The organism is Rathayibacter sp. PhB152 (assembly GCF_003751395.1).
In the GTDB taxonomy this organism is placed as follows: Bacteria; Actinomycetota; Actinomycetes; order Actinomycetales; family Microbacteriaceae; genus Rathayibacter; species Rathayibacter festucae.
Genome location: NZ_RJUT01000003.1, coordinates 575773 through 592870 on the forward strand (window position 1 = coordinate 575773; position 17098 = coordinate 592870).

Here is a 17098-nt window from a genome sequence, read left to right on the forward strand (position 1 = left end):
GGGCCCATGCACGACGCGACACCGGCCCCGCCGCACTCGGACGACCGGCCGCGCACGGACGACCGGGCGCACGACACCCGCCGCGACCGCCGCACACCGGAGCCCGTCGATCGCTTCGCCACCGGCGAGGAGTTCCCGGAGTACCGGGTCGACCTGGAGCGGATCCGCTTCTCGCCCTACTTCGCCCGGCTCTCCGCGGTCACGCAGGTGATCTCGCCCTCCGGCGTCGGCCAGGTCGTGCACAACCGGCTGACCCACTCCATCAAGGTGACCGCCGTCGCCCGCGCGATCGCGATGCAGCTGACCACCACCGACACCGCCCAGCGCGAGCTGGTCGAGCGCCTCGGCGGCTGCGACCCGGTCGTGGTGCAGGCCGCGGCCAGCGCGCACGACCTCGGCCACCCGCCGTTCGGGCACCTCGGCGAGCAGGCGCTCGACCGCCTGGCCCGCGAGAAGCTCGGGCTCGAGGAGGGCTTCGAGGGCAACGCGCAGTCGTTCCGGATCCTCTCCGAGCTCGACGTCTGCGAGACGGTCGAGGCGGGGCTGAACCTCACCGCCGCCTCGCGCGCGGCGGTGCTCAAGTACCCGTGGGGTCGGACGGTCTGCCGGCCGGACCTCGAGACCGCCGACCCGACCGAGCTGCCGCGTGGCTCGACCGCCAGCCGCTGGGAGACCGCTCCGCCCAAGTTCTCGGCCTACACCCTCGACCTCGACGACCTGCTCGACTCCCGCACCGGCTTCACCGCGATCGCGCCCTGGCAGCAGACCCTCGAGTGCTCGGTGATGGACGTCGCCGACGACATCGCGTACTCGCTGCACGACCTCGACGACTTCTACCGCGCGGGCGTGCTGCAGCAGGCGGCCGTCGCCGTGGAGTTCCGCGCCTTCCTTCGCGAGCAGAACGCGCTGGCCGCCCTCGACGCCGACGAGCTGTGGGCGCGCGCCCCCGGCCACTCGCTGGAGATGCTGCGGCGCCGGCTGGTGGCCCGCGACCCGTGGATCGCCAGCGACGAGCACTTCCGCTCCTCCGTCGAGCGGGTCTCGACCGAGCTCGTCGAGGGCCTGCTCGCGGTCCCGTTCGACGGCTCCACCCGCACCGAGCGGGCGATCGAGTCGTTCGTCTCCTCCTGGATCGGCCGGCTGCAGCGCTCGGTGCTCGTGCTCGCCGAGCCGAACGTGCGCTCGGGGCACCTGACCCTCCTGCCCGACGCCTGGCACGACGTCGCGGTGCTGAAGTTCGTGCACACCCGCTTCGTCATCGACCGGCCCGACTTCGCGACCTACCAGCGCGGCCAGTCGCAGGTGCTCGGGACGCTCGTCACCCACCTCGACGCCTGGCTCGACGATCCGCGCGACGGCCCGCGCGCCCCGCAGAAGCTGCTCGACCTGATCGAGCTGGCGACCGACGGCTACTTCCGCCTCCGCGCCGACCGCCCCGAGTGGCTGCCGGCCGGCGAGCGCGGCCGCCCGCGCGTCGACGCGGAGTCTCTGCAGCGCCTCGGCCGCGCCCGCGGCGTCGTCGACTACGTCGCCACCCTCACCGACGAGCAGGCGATGGCGCTCGCCGCCCGCCTCCGCGGCGACCGCGAGCCCTGGGCGATGGGCACCTGACCCCGCTCGCGCACCCCGCGGCTGTCGTCCGCACCTCCCTCCCTGCTCGCCTCCGTCCGCACCTCCGGCCGCACTTCCGGCCGCACCTCCGGCTCGCGAAACCGGCTCCGGCTCGCGAGACCGGCGGACTCCGACGAGCCGAGGCGGTCTCCGCGAGCCGAACCTCGGCCGCCCGTTCCTCCGCCGACACCTCCGGCTCGCGATTCCGGCCTCGGCTCGTGGGATCCGCCGATTCCGGCGAGCCGAGGCTGTTTCCGCGAGCCGAGCGTCGACGGCTCGGACCTCCGGCTCGCACTTTCGGTCACGGCTCGTGGAATCCGGCTGTTCCGGCGAGCCGGAGCTGGTCCCGCGAGCCGAATCTCGGCCGCCCGGTCCTCCGCCGACACCTCCGGCTCGCGATTCCGGCCTCGGCTCGTGGGATCCGCGTGTTCTGGCGAGCCGAATGCCGGTGACCCGGACCTCCGGCTCGCAGTTCCGGTTACGGCTCGTGGAATCCGCGTGTTCTGGTGAGCCGGGGCGGTTTCCGCGAGCCGAATGCCGGTGACCCGGACCTCCGGCTCGCGGTTTCGGGTACGGCTCGTGGAATCCGCGTGTTCTGGCGAGCCGGGGCGGTTTCCGCGAGCCGAACGTCCGCGGCCCGGACCTCCGGCTCGCACTTTCGGTCACGGCTCGTGGAATCCGGCTGCTCTGGCGAGCCTGGGCGGTTTCCGCGAGCCGAACGCCGGTGACCCGGACCTCCGGCTCGCGGTTTCGGCCCCGGCTCGTGGAATCCAGCCGTTCTGGCGGGCCGGGGCTGTCTCCGCGAGCCGAACCTCGGCCGCCTGCTGCTGCGTCGACACCTCCGGCTCGCGATTCCGGCCTCGGCTCGTGGATCCGGCTGTTCCTGCGAGCCGAAGTCGGTTTCGCGAGCCGGAGGTGCCCGAGCGTCGGGTGGTTGACACCGGAGGGTCGGCTGTGGCCATCGTGGAGCACCTCCGCGAAAACGCGCGCGATTCCGCGCCAGCGCGCGCAGCGGACCCCCGGAGTGTGCATGTCGCCGCCGTCCAGCCCGCGTCCAGCAAGCGTCGGGTGAACGACAGCGTAAAATCACGGGGGCACATGCCGAGATCGACAACTCGATAGGGAGTTCCGTTGGACGGAAACGCAACGACCACGCACCGCAACGTCGCATTGCTGTCCGTCGCTACCACGATGGCCCCCCGGGTGACCACGTCGGAAGAGATCGACGCGCGACTGGCGCCGGCGCTGAAGCGGCTGCGACTCCCCACCGGACTCCTCCAGCGCGTCGCCGGCGTGCAGGAGCGGCGCAACTGGGGCCCCGAGCAGGGCTTCGACGGCGCCGCGATCGAGGCGGGCAAGCGCGCGCTGGCCGAGGCCGGCATCCGGCCCGACCAGATCGGGCTGATCATCAACACCTCGGTCACCCGCAAGCACCTCGAGCCCTCGGTCGCCGTGCGCCTGCACCACGGGCTCGGCCTGCCCTCCTCCGCGATCAACTTCGACATCGCGAACGCCTGCCTCGGCTTCGTCAACGGCATGACGCTCGCGGCCCAGCTGATCGACTCCGGCCAGATCAAGTACGCGATGATCATCGACGGCGAGGATGCCGACGAGATCCAGGTCAACACCATCGAGCGCCTCAGCCGCGAGGGCATCAAGCGCAAGGACTTCATGAGCGAGTTCGCGAGCCTGACCCTCGGGTCCGGCGCCGCGGCCGCGATCCTCGGCCCGGCCGACGAGCACCCCAAGGGCCACCGGATCCTCGGCGGCATCACCCGCGCGGCCACCCAGTTCAACGAGCTCTGCGTCGGCAGCGTCGACGGGATGTTCACCGACGCGAAGGCGCTGCTCAAGGGCGGCATGGAGCTCGTCGTCTCCGCCTGGAAGGAGGCGAAGCGCGACTGGAGCTGGGGCGGGATGGACCGCTACATCATGCATCAGGTGTCGGACGTGCACACCAACGCTTTCGTGAAGGCCGTCGGCATCGACCCCGAGCTGGTGCCCACCACCTACCCGACCCTCGGCAACGTCGGCCCCGCGTCGATCCCGATCACCCTCGCGCAGGAGTCGAAGACCCTCGAGCCGGGCCACCGCGTCCTGCTGCTGGGCGTCGGCTCCGGCATCAACACCGCGATGCTCGAGATCGCCTGGTGAGCGCCGCCGCCGGCCGGCACCCGGCCGCCAGGATCCGCCGCGCACTCGGCTCGACCTCGGCGGCGGAGCTGCCGCCGGCGGGACTGGACGGCCTCGATCCGTCCTGGTCGCGCCTCGTCGACGCGCCCGACGCGCACGGCGTCCCGCGCCGCTGGCACCTGCTCGACACGCACGAGGCGCTGGGCGGCGTCGAGCCGCTCGGCACGATCCTCTGCGTGCACGGCAACCCGACCTGGTCCTACCTCTGGCGCGCCCTCGCCGCCGCCACCGTCGCGGCCGCCCGCCGCGGCGAGCCGGCCTGGCGCGTCGTCGCCGTCGACCAGCTCGAGATGGGCTTCTCCGAGCGCACCGGCGAGCTGCACGCCCTCGCCGACCGCGTGCGCGAGCTGTCGAACCTCACCGACGTCCTCGGCCTGACCGACGTCGTCACCCTCGGCCACGACTGGGGCGGAGTCGTCTCGCTCGGCTGGGCGGTCGACCACCCCGAGCTGCTGCGCGGCACGATGCTGCTCAACACCGCGATCCATCAGCCGGCCGACGCGCCGATCCCCGCGCCGCTGCGGCTCGCCCTCGCCTCCGGCGTCCTCGGCGCCTCGACCGTCGGCACGCCCGCGTTCCTCGAGACGACGCTCGCCCTCGGGCACCCGGCGATCCCGGCCGCGGTCAAGGACGGCTACCGCGCGCCCTACCGCTCGGCGGAGCGACGGGGCGGGGTCGGCGGGTTCGTCGCCGACATCCCGGTCGGCCCCGCGCACCCGAGCCACGCCGAGCTGGAGCGGATCGCCGCGGGCGTCCGCGCCCTCGAGACGCCCGCGCTGCTGCTCTGGGGCCCGCTGGACCCGATCTTCTCGGACCGCTACCTGGACGACCTCGTCGACCGCCTCCCGCACGCGCAGGTGCACCGCTTCGAGGGCACCGGTCACCTGCTCGCGGAGGACGTCGACTACTCCGGCGCGGTGCTCACCTGGCTCGCCGACGTCACCGCCGGTGTCCAGGCCCCCGACGTGCAGCGCCCGACCGTGCCGATCGAGCCGCTCTGGCGGCACCTGGACGAGCGGGTCGAGGACGACTCGCTCGCGCTGGTCGAGATGGCGCCGCCCGGGGGAGGCGGCCCGCGCTCCGTGTCCTGGCGGCTGCTCTCGCAGCGGGTCCGCGAGCTGGCCGCGGGGCTCCGCGCCTCGGGTGTCGCCCCGGGCGACCGCGTCTCGCTGCTCGTGCCGCCCGGCGCCGACCTCACCGCCCTGCTCTACGCCTGCCTGCGGATCGGCGCCGTCGTGGTCGTCGCCGACGCGGGCCTGGGCCTCCGCGGGCTGACCCGCGCGGTCCGCGGTGCCTGGCCGGACCTCGTCGTCGGCGCGCTGCCGGGGCTCGCCGTCGCCCGTTCGCTCGGCTGGCCGGGCGGCCGCGTCTCGACGCAGACCCTGCCGCGCGCCTCCGCCCGCGCCCTCGGTGTGGACACCTCGCTCGGGCAGCTGATCGAGCTCGGGCGGGCGGAGCTCGACGCCTCCGCCGACGCGCTCGGTGCGCCGCCCGCGGCCGACGACGTCGCCGCGATCCTCTTCACCTCCGGATCGACCGGCCCCGCGAAGGGCGTCGTCTACACGCACCGCCAGCTCGCCGGGGTCCGCGACGCCCTCGCCCGCCAGTACGGCATCGGACCGGGGACCGGACTGGTCGCCGGCTTCGCGCCGTTCGCGCTGCTCGGCCCGGCGCTCGGCACCCGCTCCGCGACGCCGGACATGGACGTCACCTCCCCGCGCACGCTCACCGCGCGGGCCGTGGCGGCGGCGGCGGCGCGGGTCGACGCGACCGTCCTCTTCCTCTCGCCCGCCGCGCTCGCCAACGTGGTCGCCACCGCGGGCGACCTCGACGCCGACGACCACCGCGCGCTCGCCGGCGTCCGCACCTTCCTCTCGGCCGGAGCCCCCGTCGCCGAGGGGCTGCTCGGGCAGGCCCAGGCGCTGATGCCGAACGCCTCGGCCCGCACGCCCTACGGGATGACGGAGGGCCTGCTGCTGACCGACGCGTCGCTCGAGGGCATCCGCGCGGCCGCCGCGGACGACGATCCGCGCGGGGGAGTCTGCGTGGGCGTTCCCGCCGCGGGCGTCCGCCTCCGGATCGCTCCGCTCGACGACGACGGGCAGGCCGCTCCCGAGCCGGCCGAGCTGGTCGGCGTCACCGGCGAGATCGTCGTCTCGGCCGGCCACGTCGAGGACCACTACGAGCGGCTCTGGCTCACCGACCGCGCCGCGCGCCGCGGCGCCGTCCCGGGCGAGCGCTGGCACCGCACCGGCGACGTCGGCCGGATCGACGCCGACGGGCGCCTCTGGGTCGAGGGCCGGCTGCCGCACGTGATCGTCACGGCCCACGGCGTCGTCACGCCCGTCGGGCCGGAGCAGCGGATCGAGGCGCGCGTCGCCGCGGTCTCCCGCGCCGCGATCGTCGGCGTCGGGCCCGGCGGAGTCGCGCAGCTGGTCGCCGTCGTCGAGCGGCACGAGGGTGCCCCCCGCACGCAGCTCGCGTCCGAGGAGCTCGCCGCCGAGGTCCGCGCATCCGTCGGCGCACCGGTCGCGGCCGTGCTCGTCGTGCCGGCACTGCCGACCGACATCCGGCACAACTCCAAGATCGACCGGGCCGCGCTCGCGCGCTGGGCGGAGTCGATCCTCGCCGGCGGCCGGATGGTCGCGCCGTGAGGGTCCTCGTCACCGGGGCGAGCGGGCTGCTCGGCGGCGCCGTCGCGGCGGGGCTCGTCGCGGCGGGACACGAGGTCCGCACGTTCCAGCGCCGTCCCTCGGGAGTGAGCGGGGTGGAGGACGTCCGCGGCTCGCTGGCGGACTCGGGCGCCGTCGAGGCCGCGGTCGCGGGCTGCGAGGGAGTGGTGCACCTCGCGGCGAAAGTGTCGCTCGCGGGCGATCCGGCCGACTTCGTCCGGGTGAACGTCGACGGGACCCGGGATTTGCTCGCGTCCGCCGCTCGCGCAGGCGTCCGGAGCTTCGTCCAGGTGTCGTCGCCGTCCGTCGCGCACGCCGGCGCGTCGATCATCGGCGAGGGCGCCGAGCCCGCCGATCCCGAGCGTGCCCGCGGCGACTACGCCCGCACGAAGGCGCGGGCCGAGCTGCTCGCGCTCGCGGCGGACGCGCCGGGCTTCGCCGTGGTCGCGGTGCGTCCGCACCTGGTCTGGGGGCCGGGCGACACGCAGCTGGTGGCGCGGATCGTCGAGCGCGCCCGCACCGGCCGGCTGCCGCTGCTCGGCGACGGCCAGGCGCTGATCGACTCCACCTACATCGACAACGCCGCCTCGGCGATCGTCGCCGCGCTCGGCCGGGCGGAGGCGGTGCACGGCCGCGCGTACGTCGTCACCAACGGCGAGCCTCGGCCGGTGGCCGAGCTGCTCGCCGGGATCTGCCGCGCCGCCGGCGTGCGGCCGCCGAGCTGGTCGGTGCCCGCGGGTGTCGCGCGCGCCGCCGGCTCGCTCGTGGAGCGCGTCTGGGCGGTGCGCCCGGGGGAGGACGAGCCGCCGATGACCCGCTTCCTCGCCGAGCAGCTCTCGACCGCGCACTGGTTCGACCAGCGAGCGACCCGCGCCGACCTCCAGTGGACGCCCGCGGTCACCCTCGACGAGGGCCTCGCCCGCCTGGCCGCCTCCTACCGCTGACGCGACGAACGCCCCCCGCGCGAGTGCGCGAGGGGCGTCCGTCGGAATGCGGTGGCCTTCTCCATGCTGATCGAGTAGCCCGCGCAGCGGGCGTATCGAGATCCACCACAGTCGTGACACCGGGTCTGCAGACCCGCCCTGCTGAGCACGCCGGGTCTCGATACGCCCCTGCGGGGCTACTCGACCAGCATGCCGCGGGACGGCTCGGCCAGCATGATGGCCGCCGTCAGATGGTCGTTTCATGCTGATCGAGTAGCTCGCGCAGCGGGCGTATCGAGATCCACCACCGTTCGGAGGTGGGTCTGCAGACCCGCCCTGCTGAGCACGCTGGGTCTCGATACGCCCCTGCGGGGCTGCTCGACCAGCATGAGGCAGGGCCGCTCGACCGGCATCGGGCAGCCGAGCCTCGTCAGTCGGCGAGGATCAGGTACAGCGCGCGGCGGGTCTCGTCGAGCTTCGCGGACGCGGCGGCGCGCTGCGCCTCCGAGGCCCCGCGGAACTGCTGGACGACGCCCATCAGTTTGCCGATGTTCTCGACGAACTCGCGGTCCGAGTCGCTCGCGCCGGGAGTGGCCTCCCAGGCGGCGGCGAGCTCGTCGGCGTGCTCGCGCACGTAGGTGCCACCCGCGTCGGTGAGCTGGTACTCGGTGCCGCGGCCCTCGCCGACGGCCGTGATGAGGCCCTCGTCGACGAGCTGCTGGAGCGTGGGGTAGACCGAGCCGGGGCTGGGGCGCCACGAGCCGTTGGTCTTCTCGGCGATGGCCTTGATCAGGCCGTAGCCGTTCGAGGACTTCTCGGCGAGGAGGGAGAGCAGGGCGGCGCGGACGTCGCCGCGACGGGCCCGTCCGCCGCCGCGGCCGAAGCCGGGGCCGCCGAAGCCGGGGCCGAAGCCGCCGAAGCCCGGGCCGAAGCCGAAGCCGGGACCGAAGCCGCGGCCGTGTCCGCCGGGGCCGCGGCGCTCGCGGCGGCCGGGCTGGTCGTGGCCGCCGCGGCCGCGGTCGTGCTCGCCGTGCGAGCGGTCGAAGCGGTCGCTGTGGTCGTGGAAGGAGTTCCTGGTGTTCATGGTGTCTCTTCTCGTGTCAGGGGATTCCTCTCGAAATCCGTCTCGCCCGTCGGAGCGAGTGCTCACGATCTGTCGGCGATGTAGTAACGATATATCGGCGACTATCACTCGTCAAGCACGAGTTTCGAACTACGCTCGAGGGACCCCCACCGGAAGGCCCCTCCGCATGCCGCTGTCCGCCGCCGCCCTCGCCGCGATCCTCGACGAGTCGCTCCTCACCGGCGCCGTCCTCACCGGCCGCGCGAGCAACCTCGGCAACCTCCGCCGCCTGGCCGCCCGCGAGCCCGCCCACCTCTACGGCGTCGACGTCGCCGAGCACTGGGACGTCGAGAGCCTGCTCGCCCTGATGGGGGAGCGGGTCGGCATCAGCACCGACCCGGCCTTCGAGCACGGCCAGGACCGCATCGACGCCGCGCTCACCGTCGCCGCACTCGACGCCTACCGCGACCGCTTCGCCCGCGCCGTCCGCGAGGGTGCGCTGATCCTCTTCGCCACCGCGCACCCCGCGACCCTGCTGGACGTCTACCGCCGGCTCGCCGCGGCCGCGACGGCGGCGGGCGCCCGCGTGGTCGACGTGAACGCCCTCCCGTTCGCCCGCCCCGACGGCATCCGGGTCCCCCTGGCCGACGAGCACCAGCGGCTCTGGTGCACGGGCGGCGTCACCTGCGCCTACCGCGGCGGCAGCCTCCAGCACACCCACTCGGCCGAGCCGATGAACGCCCTCCTCGACGAGCTCGAGGCGCTCGGCATCCGCCCCGACCTCGTCGTCGCCGACCACGGCTGGGCGGGCGCCTCCGGGCGGCGCGGCCTCCCGACCATCGCCATCGCCGACTGCAACGACCCCGCCGTCTTCGTCGCCGAGGCGCAGGGCTCGATCGAGGTGGTCGTCCCGATCGACGACGGCCTCGCCGTGCACCTCTACGAGCCGGTGATCGCCTACCTCCTGGACGGCCTCGACGCCACCTCCGAGCCCGCTCGGACCTCCGGCTCGTAGACTCGTCCAATGCTCGTCGGGATCCTGTGATCCGGCGAGCCGTGCGCGTTCCCGCGAGCCCGAGGTCAGTCCTCGCCACCACTTCCCAGACGGAGCATCCGTGACCCAGCCCCAGGACGGCCTCCTCCCGCGCTTCGCCGTCGGCGTCGACATCGGCGGCACCTCGATCAAGGCCTCCCTCGTCGACGTGACCACCGGCGAGCGCGCCGCCCGCCGCTTCGCCGTCGCGAACCCCGTCGGCAAGGAGCCCGAGGACTTCGCCGCGGCCATCGCAGGCATCGTCCGCGACGTCTCGCCGATCGCCGGCACGCCCGTCGGCGTCGGCTTCCCCGGTATCGTCCGCGGCGGCATCGTGCGGCAGACCACCCACGTCTCGCAGCGCTGGGTCGGGATCGACGCGCAGTCGCTGCTGTCCGAGGCGACCGGCGTCGACGTCGTCGTCGTCAACGACGCGGACGCCGCGGGAGTCGCCGAGCGCGAGTTCGGCGCGATGCGCGACCGCGAGGGCCTCTGCCTGCTCACGACGCTCGGCACCGGGATCGGCACCGCGCTGGTCTACGAGGGCGAGGTCATCCCCAACTCCGAGCTCGGCCACGTGCACATCGACGGTCCCGACTTCGAGCCGCGCGTCGGCTTCTCCGCCGTCCGCCGCGAGGGCATCACCCTCGAGGAGTGGGCGGGCCGCCTCAACGTCTACTACCGGCACCTCGAGATGCTGCTCTCGCCGCAGCTCTTCGTGATCGGCGGAGCGGCCGCGCACGTCTTCGACGAGTTCGCCCGCTTCCTCGACCTCGGCACCGAGATCGTCTCCGCCCGCTTCGGCAACGACGCCGGCTTCACCGGCGCGGCCATGGTCGCCGTCTCGCCCGACCGCCTCGCCCCCTGGTACCGCTCCACCCGCGGCGCCCACTTCGACCCGGGCACCCCGGCCATCGCCGACTGACCGCCCCCTGCATGCTGGTCGAGTAGCCGCGCAGCGGCGTATCGAGACCCGCCCACCGAATGACAGTGGATCTCGATACGCCCTCTCCGAGGGCTGCTCGATCAGCAGGAGGCGGCGCGCCCCCGCAGCAGCCCGCGGTACAGCGCGTCCAGGCGCGCCGCCGCGGCCGCCCAGGTGTGCGCCGCCGCCCACTGCACGCCGCCGCGGCCGAGGCGCGCGCGCTCGGCGTCGTCGGCGAGCAGCCGGCGGATCTCCGCCGCCCACACCGCCGGGTCGCCGGAGTCGATCAGCACGCCGCTCTCGCCGTCGCGCACCGCGTCGACCAGCCCGGTCGTCCGCCGCGCGAGCACCGGCGTCGCACTCGCCGCCGCCTCGAGCGCGATCAGCCCGAACGTCTCCGCCGCCGAGGGCACCAGCGCGAGCCGCGCGCCGCGCAGCAGCGCCGCCGCCGTCTCCCGGTCTGCCACGCCCTCGAAGCGCACCCACTCGTCCACGCCGAGCTCCTGCGCCGCCGCGCGCACCTCCTCCAGGTACCCCTCGCGCCCCGGAGCCGGCCCGCCCGCCAACCGCAGCAGCGGCCGCTCGTCCGCCGGGATCCGCGCGAGCGACTGCACCGCCAGCAGCTGCCCCTTCAGCGGCTGCACCCGCCCGAGCAGCACGATCTCCCGCGCACGCTCGCCGTCCCCCGGCGAGAACCGCGCATCCACCCCCGGCGGCACGACCAGCACGCGTGCGGGATCCACCCCGTAGCCGTCCACGACGTCCGACCGCTCCGACGCCCCCGCGACGACCACAGCGTCGGCCGAGCCCAGCACCGAGCGCTCGGCGCGGATCCGCTCCTCCGGCTCCCGCACGTCGCCCGGCACCAGCCGCACGTTCTTCGCCAGCGAGTTCGAGTGCATCGAGTGCACGTGCGGAGCGCCGGTGAGCGCCCCCGCCAGCCCCGACACCCAGTAGTGCGAGTGCACGACGTCCGCACCCTCGGCGGCCTCGGCGAACGCCGGCGCGGAGGCGGCCAGCGCGTACTTGTCCGCCGCCTCGACCGGCACGCCGACCACCGAGACCCCCGGCGCGAGCCGCCGCACGCCCTCGCCGCGGGTGAGCACGGTGACCTCCCAGCCGAGCGCCGCGAGCTCGGGCAGCACCCCGGCGAGGTACACGTTCATCCCGCCGGCGTCGCCGGTCGAGGGCTGCTCGAGGGGCGAGGTGTGCGCCGAGACGATCGACAGGCGGGGCATCCGTCCATCGTAGGAGCGGGCGCGGAGGGCGCGGATCCCGCCCCGCGGCTCCCGGCGCCTCCGGAATCGGGTTGAATGGACGGATGCGCTCCGGTCGGTGCGCGGAGAGCGTGAGGTCCATGGCCCGCCAGAGTCCCCCCGAAGAGGTGCTGCCCTCCTCGGCCGCGCCCGGGGCCGAGGGCCGCGAACCCTTCAGCGAGCAGGACATCCGGGGACTCGTCGGCACCGCCGCCCTCGAGAAGGGCGTCGCCTACGCCGACGAGGGCCGCGTCGCCGAGCTGCAGTGGTTCGGCGGGCGCACCCGGCTCTTCGGCCAGGTGCGCGGCTCCGGCCGCTCGCCCTACGCCGTGAGCGTGCAGCTGCGCGACGAGGGCGACCACTCGATCCTCCTCGGCGGCGCCTGCAGCTGCCCGGTCAAGCACGAGTGCAAGCACGTCGCCGCGGTGCTGATCGAGGCGCTGCGCCGCGAGCGCGAGGGCGCCCTGAGCGGCCCGTTCCCCGGCGAGGCCGCCGTCGACGCGGTCCCGGAGTGGCGCAGCGCCCTCGCGCCGCTGCTCGCGGGCGCCGAGCGCTCGCACTCCGGCATCCCGCTCGGCCTCCAGTTCGAGCTCCTCCCCGGCGAGCCCGTGCGCCGCCCGCCCGGCCGCTACAACAGCTACCGGCCGCCGCCCGAGCCGCGCCCGCGCCTCGGCGTCCGCCCGGTGCGGATGGGCGACCGCGACCGCTGGGTCCGCACCGGCACCAGCTGGCGCGACCTCGGCTACCTGCACTACAGCCACGACTACGACGAGCGCCAGATCGACGTCGTCCGCGAGATGCAGGGCCTGCTCTCGGGGCACAGCGCCTCGAGCTACTACTCGCCCGACACCTGGCTCTACCTCGACCAGTGCCGGAGCGAGGCGATCTGGGCGGCCCTGCACGGCGCCGTCCGCGCCGGCATCGGCCTGGTCATGGGCGACCGCGACCAGACCCCGCTGAAGATCCTCGACACCACCGCGACCGCGTCCATCGACGTCACCCGCACGCCCGCCGGCCTCGAGCTGCGCTCCCTCGTCGCGATCGGCGACCACCCGGCGCCCGAGCACTTCGGCTTCATCGGCGACCCCGCCGTCGGCCTCTACACCTGGGACGAGGGCGACGAGCTGCGCGGCAAGGCCGTCACGCTCGTGCCGTTCGCGGCGCCGCTGGTCTCCTCCGCGCGCACCTTCCTCTGGAGCAACGAGCCGATCCGCATCCCGGAGCAGGAGGAGTCGGCGTTCCTCACCGAGCACTACCAGCGCCTGCACCGCCTCTTCGACATCGTCTCGCGCGACGGCTCCTTCGAGGCGCCGCCCGTCCCCGAGCCGCGGCTCGGCCTCACCCTCGAGCACACCGAGGGCGCGGGACTCCGTGGCTCCTGGTGGTGGCGCTACGGGATCGAGGGCGGTCGCGGCACCGAGGCCGAGCGTCTCCCGCTCCGCCTGGACGACGAGTCCGGCTACCGCGATGCCGAGGCCGAGCAGCGGATCCTCGACTCGCTCGGCGGCGCCGGCATCGACCCGGAGTCGACCCCCGCCCTGGTCTCGCCCTCGAGCCGCCGCCTCCGCCCCACCTTCGACCTGCGCGGCATGCAGACCGTCGGCTTCCTCACCGGCGAGGTCGAGCGCCTGCGCGAGCTCGGCACCGTCGAGATCGAGGAGATCGGCCAGCGCGTCGAGTACCGCGAGGCGGAGACCGCGCCGGTCGTCGCCGTGCAGACGGTCGCGCAGCCGGACAGCCGCGACTGGTTCAACCTCGAGATCTCCGTCACGGTCAACGACGAGGCGGTCCCGCTCGCCGAGATCTTCCTCGCCCTGGCCCGCGGCGACGAGTACATGGTGCTGCCGAGCGGCGTCTACTTCGCGCTGGACGACGAGCGCTTCGGCCGTCTCCGCGAGCTGATCGCCGAGGCGCGCGAGCTCTCCGACGACCCGAGCGAGACGCTCCGGATCAGCCGCTTCCAGTCCTCGCTCTGGGACGAGCTGGTCGAGCTCGGCGTCGTCGAGGCGCAGGCCGCGGCCTGGCGCCGCTCTGTCGAGGGCCTCTCCGGCTTCACCGCGACCGGCGCCCTCGAGTCCCGCGCCCTGCCCGAGGGCTTCGCCGTCGAGCTGCGGCCCTACCAGCAGCTCGGCTACGACTGGCTCTCCTTCCTCTACGACAACCAGCTCGGCGGCGTCCTCGCCGACGACATGGGTCTCGGCAAGACCGTGCAGTCGCTCGCGCTGGTCACCCGGGTGATGCAGGAGCAGCGCGCGGCCGCCGCGAGCGCCGGCACCTCGCCGCGCCCGTTCCTCGTCGTCGCGCCGACGAGCGTCGTGCCCAACTGGGTCGGCGAGGCCAAGCGCTTCGCCCCCGACCTCCGCGTGGTCGGCATCGACGAGACCTCGAAGAAGAAGCGCAAGGCGCTGTCGACGATGATCGGCGAGGCCGAGCTGGTCGTCACCTCCTACGCCCTCTTCCGCCTCGACTACGAGTCCTACGCGGGGATCCAGTGGTCCGGCTTCCTGCTCGACGAGGCGCAGTTCGTCAAGAACCGCCAGTCGGCCACCCACCAGCTCGCCCGGCGCCTCGACGTGCCGTTCAAGCTCGCCATCACGGGCACGCCGATGGAGAACAACGTGATGGAGCTCTGGTCGCTGCTGTCGATCGTCGCTCCGGGCCTCTTCCCCTCGCCGGCCGGCTTCGCCGAGTACTACCAGAAGCCGATCGAGCGCGACGCCGACACCGAGCGCCTCAGCCAGCTGCGCCGCCGCATCCGCCCGCTGATGCTCCGCCGCACCAAGGAGCTCGTCGCCACGGAGTTGCCGCCCAAGCAGGAGCAGACCATCGAGGTCGAGCTCGGCACCCGCCAGCGCAAGGTCTACGACACCTACCTCGCCCGCGAGCGGCAGCGGGTGCTCGGGTTGATCGGCGACTTCGAGAAGAACCGGTTCGCGATCTTCCGCGCCCTCACCGTGCTCCGCCAGGTCGCGCTCGACGCGGCCCTGGTCGACGAGGCGCACGCCACGGTGCCCTCGACCAAGCTCGACCTGCTCGACGAGCTCCTCGCCGACGCGCTCGCCGAGGGGCACCGGGTGCTGGTCTTCAGCCAGTTCACCCGCTTCCTCGGCCGGGTGCGCGGCCGGCTGGACGCGGCCGGCGTCGAGTACGCCTACCTCGACGGCGCGACCAAGAAGCGCGACGAGGTCATCGACCGCTTCCGCTCCGGCGAGGCGGGCGTCTTCCTCATCTCGCTGAAGGCGGGCGGCTTCGGTCTCAACCTCACCGAGGCCGACTACTGCATCCTGCTCGACCCGTGGTGGAACCCGGCGACGGAGTCGCAGGCCGTCGACCGCGCCCACCGCATCGGCCAGACCCGCTCGGTGATGGTCTACCGGCTCGTCGCGAAGGACACCATCGAGGAGAAGGTGATGGCGCTCAAGGAGGCGAAGGCCGCCCTGTTCGCGGCCGTCATGTCCGACGACGGTGCGGCGGCGACCGGCGGCATCACCGCGGAGGACGTGCGCGAGCTGCTGGGCTGAGCGGCCCGGGTCGGCGCGGGTCCGGTCGGCACGGGTCCGGTCGGTGCGGGTCCGGTCAGCAGGCCGGGTCCGCGAGCGCCTTCACGAACGCGCCGGTCTGGTAGACGTACTCGTAGGCCCAGTCGCCGAAGGTGTACGGCTCGCCGGAGGACACCATGGAGAGCTCACCGTCGAAGCAGCGGCCGAGCAGCAGGCGCGCCCGGGCGATGTGCGGGGTCTGCGTGATGACGACGACGCTGTCCCAGTGGTCCGCCCGCGCGTCGTCGGCGAGGGCGCGCGCCTCGCCCTGAGTCGTCCCGGGGTCGGCGGTGAAGCAGACCACGTCCATGTCCGGCTCGTCGCAGGCCACGACGTCGTTCTCGCCCGGAGCCGCGGCCAGATCCGACGCCCAGACCGAGATCACCAGGGTGTCGGCCACTCCCGCCTCGACCAGGTCGCGGCCGAGCTCCGTGCGCGCACGGGTGGGCGGCCCGAGGACGAGCACAGCATCGGCGTGCTCCGGCACCGGATCGATCGGGGGCAGCACGTAGACGGGGATCCCGGCGCCGACCACCAGCACGAGCGCGGCGAGGGCGCCGACGCCGAGGCGCCGTGCCAGCCGTCCTGCTCCGTGCATGCGTCTCCTCGCGAACCCCGGCGGTCACCGTACCCCAGGCAGGTGACACGGGTGTTTCGGCGGATCGGGACTCCGGCATCACGCGCACCGCGTCCCGCGGCGCCCGCAAGCCCCCGATCGCAGCTGGCAGTGCGTGGACCGAACTCTGACATCCTGTGTCTTCGGAGCACAGCACGGTGACTCGTGGCGCTCCCGCGACGCCGTGGCGGTCGCTCCTCCTCGACAGAAGGACAGGCGATGGCTGAACCGACACTGGTGGACGTCGCGCGCATCGCGGGGGTGTCCCGCGCGACCGCCGCGCGAGTGCTCGCGGGCAGGACCAACGTCGACGCAGGCATGGCCGCCGCCGTGGAGCGCGCCGCGAAGCAGCTGGGCTACGAGGCGAACGGCGCCGCCCGCATGCTGCGCGGGGGACGCGCGGGCTCGATCGCGCTGATCGTCGCCTTCGAGGATCTCGACCGCCTGCCCGGGACGATCCTCACGGCGGTCCTGAAGGGCGCCGCGGCGAGCCTGCACGCGCAGGGAATCCAGCCGGTCCTGCTGCCCGCGGACTACGACGACAGGGGCCGGGTCGCCCGGCTCCTCCGCACGCGCGCGGTCGACGGGGCCGTCGTGATCCTGCAGAACGAGATGACCCAGGTGACCCAGGAGCTGGCGGACTCTCCGGCCCCGATCGCCTGGGTGGGACGACCGCGGGTCGCCCTCGCGGACGACGCCCTCGTGATCGATGCGGACAACTACGGGGGAGGGAGGCTCGCCGCGCGAGTGCTGGCCGAGTCCGGCCGTCGGCGACTCGGCATCATCGCGGGCCCCCATGACATGAAGCCCGCCCGTGAGCGGCTGCGCGGCTGGCGCGACGAACTGGAGCACCTGGGCATCGACTACGCGCCCCTCGCGCACGGTGCGTTCACGGTCGAGAGCGGCGTGACCGCGATGGTGCGCCTCCTGCAGCGCTACCCCGATCTCGACGGGATCTTCGCCTCCTCCGACCTGATGGCGCACGGCGCGATCCACGTCCTCCGGGCCGCCGGGCGGCGCGTCCCGACGGACGTCTCGGTCGTGGGCTTCGACGACGTCGTCATCGCGACCACGACGGACCCGCCGATCACGACGATCCGACAGCCCCTCGCGGAGATGGGCCGCATCGCCGCCGAGACCGTCGTCGCCGTCCTGCAGGGACGCGAGGTCGACCGGCAGCGGATCCTGCCCGTGAGCCTCGTCCAGCGGGAATCCGCGTAGCGCGGAGGGCGTCCTCGCACAGCGCGGCTCTCCGGGTCGCCGCCCG

Annotated in this window: 11 protein-coding genes; 8 read left to right on the forward strand and 3 right to left on the reverse strand. The window is 74.1% G+C overall.

From position 1 onward, the window contains the following. The first annotated feature begins 6 nt into the window (after window positions 1-6). From EDF36_RS09560 to EDF36_RS09575, 4 genes are all read left to right on the forward strand, one after another. On the forward strand, window positions 7-1611 hold the full coding sequence (locus EDF36_RS09560; RefSeq protein ID WP_123732801.1) for a deoxyguanosinetriphosphate triphosphohydrolase family protein: 1605 nt from the start codon (window positions 7-9) through the stop codon (window positions 1609-1611). Between the two features lie 1191 nt (window positions 1612-2802). Further along, complete coding sequence (locus tag EDF36_RS09565) at window positions 2803-3765, forward strand: 3-oxoacyl-ACP synthase III (RefSeq protein ID WP_372487889.1); 963 nt, start codon at window positions 2803-2805, stop codon at window positions 3763-3765. Between the two features lie 32 nt (window positions 3766-3797). Beyond that, window positions 3798-6458, forward strand: coding sequence for an alpha/beta fold hydrolase (locus tag EDF36_RS09570; protein ID WP_123732900.1), 2661 nt, complete (start codon window positions 3798-3800; stop codon window positions 6456-6458). Continuing rightward, window positions 6455-7420: an NAD(P)-dependent oxidoreductase gene (locus EDF36_RS09575; protein WP_123732802.1), complete on the forward strand. Its 966-nt coding sequence runs from the start codon at window positions 6455-6457 to the stop codon at window positions 7418-7420. The genes EDF36_RS09570 and EDF36_RS09575 overlap by 4 nt, the downstream gene beginning before the upstream one ends. 409 nt (window positions 7421-7829) lie before the next feature. On the opposite strand, the gene EDF36_RS09580 is transcribed toward EDF36_RS09575, so the two are convergent. Next, on the reverse strand, window positions 7830-8483 hold the full coding sequence (locus EDF36_RS09580) for a PadR family transcriptional regulator (RefSeq protein ID WP_123732803.1): 654 nt from the start codon (window positions 8481-8483) through the stop codon (window positions 7830-7832). A gap of 166 nt (window positions 8484-8649) precedes the next feature. Between EDF36_RS09580 and EDF36_RS09585 the strand changes: the two genes are divergently transcribed. Both EDF36_RS09585 and EDF36_RS09590 read left to right on the forward strand, forming a co-directional pair. Beyond that, the gene (locus tag EDF36_RS09585; protein WP_123732804.1) at window positions 8650-9477 is read left to right on the forward strand and encodes a phosphatase; all 828 of its coding nucleotides are present in this window, start codon (window positions 8650-8652) and stop codon (window positions 9475-9477) included. 100 nt (window positions 9478-9577) lie between these two features. Further along, a complete protein-coding gene (locus EDF36_RS09590) occupies window positions 9578-10420 on the forward strand; it encodes an ROK family protein (protein WP_123732805.1) in 843 nt (280 codons plus the stop codon). A 101-nt stretch (window positions 10421-10521) separates the two neighbouring features. Here the strand turns inward: EDF36_RS09590 and EDF36_RS09595 are convergent, their stop codons facing one another. Next, on the reverse strand, window positions 10522-11658 hold the full coding sequence (locus tag EDF36_RS09595; RefSeq protein ID WP_123732806.1) for a glycosyltransferase: 1137 nt from the start codon (window positions 11656-11658) through the stop codon (window positions 10522-10524). Between the two features lie 119 nt (window positions 11659-11777). Between EDF36_RS09595 and EDF36_RS09600 the strand changes: the two genes are divergently transcribed. Then, window positions 11778-15197 (forward strand): DEAD/DEAH box helicase, encoded by a 3420-nt coding sequence (locus tag EDF36_RS09600; protein ID WP_185020429.1) that lies wholly within the window; start codon window positions 11778-11780, stop codon window positions 15195-15197. 55 nt (window positions 15198-15252) lie between these two features. On the opposite strand, the gene EDF36_RS09605 is transcribed toward EDF36_RS09600, so the two are convergent. Next, complete coding sequence (locus tag EDF36_RS09605) at window positions 15253-15813, reverse strand: hypothetical protein (protein ID WP_123732808.1); 561 nt, start codon at window positions 15811-15813, stop codon at window positions 15253-15255. Window positions 15814-16050: 237 nt separating this feature from the next. Here EDF36_RS09605 and EDF36_RS09610 point away from each other — a divergent pair, with 237 nt between their 5' ends. Next, window positions 16051-17052, forward strand: coding sequence for a LacI family DNA-binding transcriptional regulator (locus EDF36_RS09610; RefSeq protein WP_123732809.1), 1002 nt, complete (start codon window positions 16051-16053; stop codon window positions 17050-17052). Window positions 17053-17098 lie beyond the last annotated feature (46 nt).

What these genes read in the sequence shown, in the direction of transcription:
- EDF36_RS09580 (WP_123732803.1), bottom strand. Translation starts at nt 8,483, where the DNA reads ATGAACACCAGGAACTCCTTCCACGACCACAGCGACCGCTTCGACCGC.
- EDF36_RS09610 (WP_123732809.1), top strand. Translation starts at nt 16,051, where the DNA reads ATGGCTGAACCGACACTGGTGGACGTCGCGCGCATCGCGGGGGTGTCC.
- EDF36_RS09585 (WP_123732804.1), top strand. Translation starts at nt 8,650, where the DNA reads ATGCCGCTGTCCGCCGCCGCCCTCGCCGCGATCCTCGACGAGTCGCTC.
- EDF36_RS09600 (WP_185020429.1), top strand. Translation starts at nt 11,778, where the DNA reads ATGGCCCGCCAGAGTCCCCCCGAAGAGGTGCTGCCCTCCTCGGCCGCG.
- EDF36_RS09595 (WP_123732806.1), bottom strand. Translation starts at nt 11,658, where the DNA reads ATGCCCCGCCTGTCGATCGTCTCGGCGCACACCTCGCCCCTCGAGCAG.
- EDF36_RS09605 (WP_123732808.1), bottom strand. Translation starts at nt 15,813, where the DNA reads ATGCACGGAGCAGGACGGCTGGCACGGCGCCTCGGCGTCGGCGCCCTC.
- EDF36_RS09565 (WP_372487889.1), top strand. Translation starts at nt 2,803, where the DNA reads ATGGCCCCCCGGGTGACCACGTCGGAAGAGATCGACGCGCGACTGGCG.
- EDF36_RS09560 (WP_123732801.1), top strand. Translation starts at nt 7, where the DNA reads ATGCACGACGCGACACCGGCCCCGCCGCACTCGGACGACCGGCCGCGC.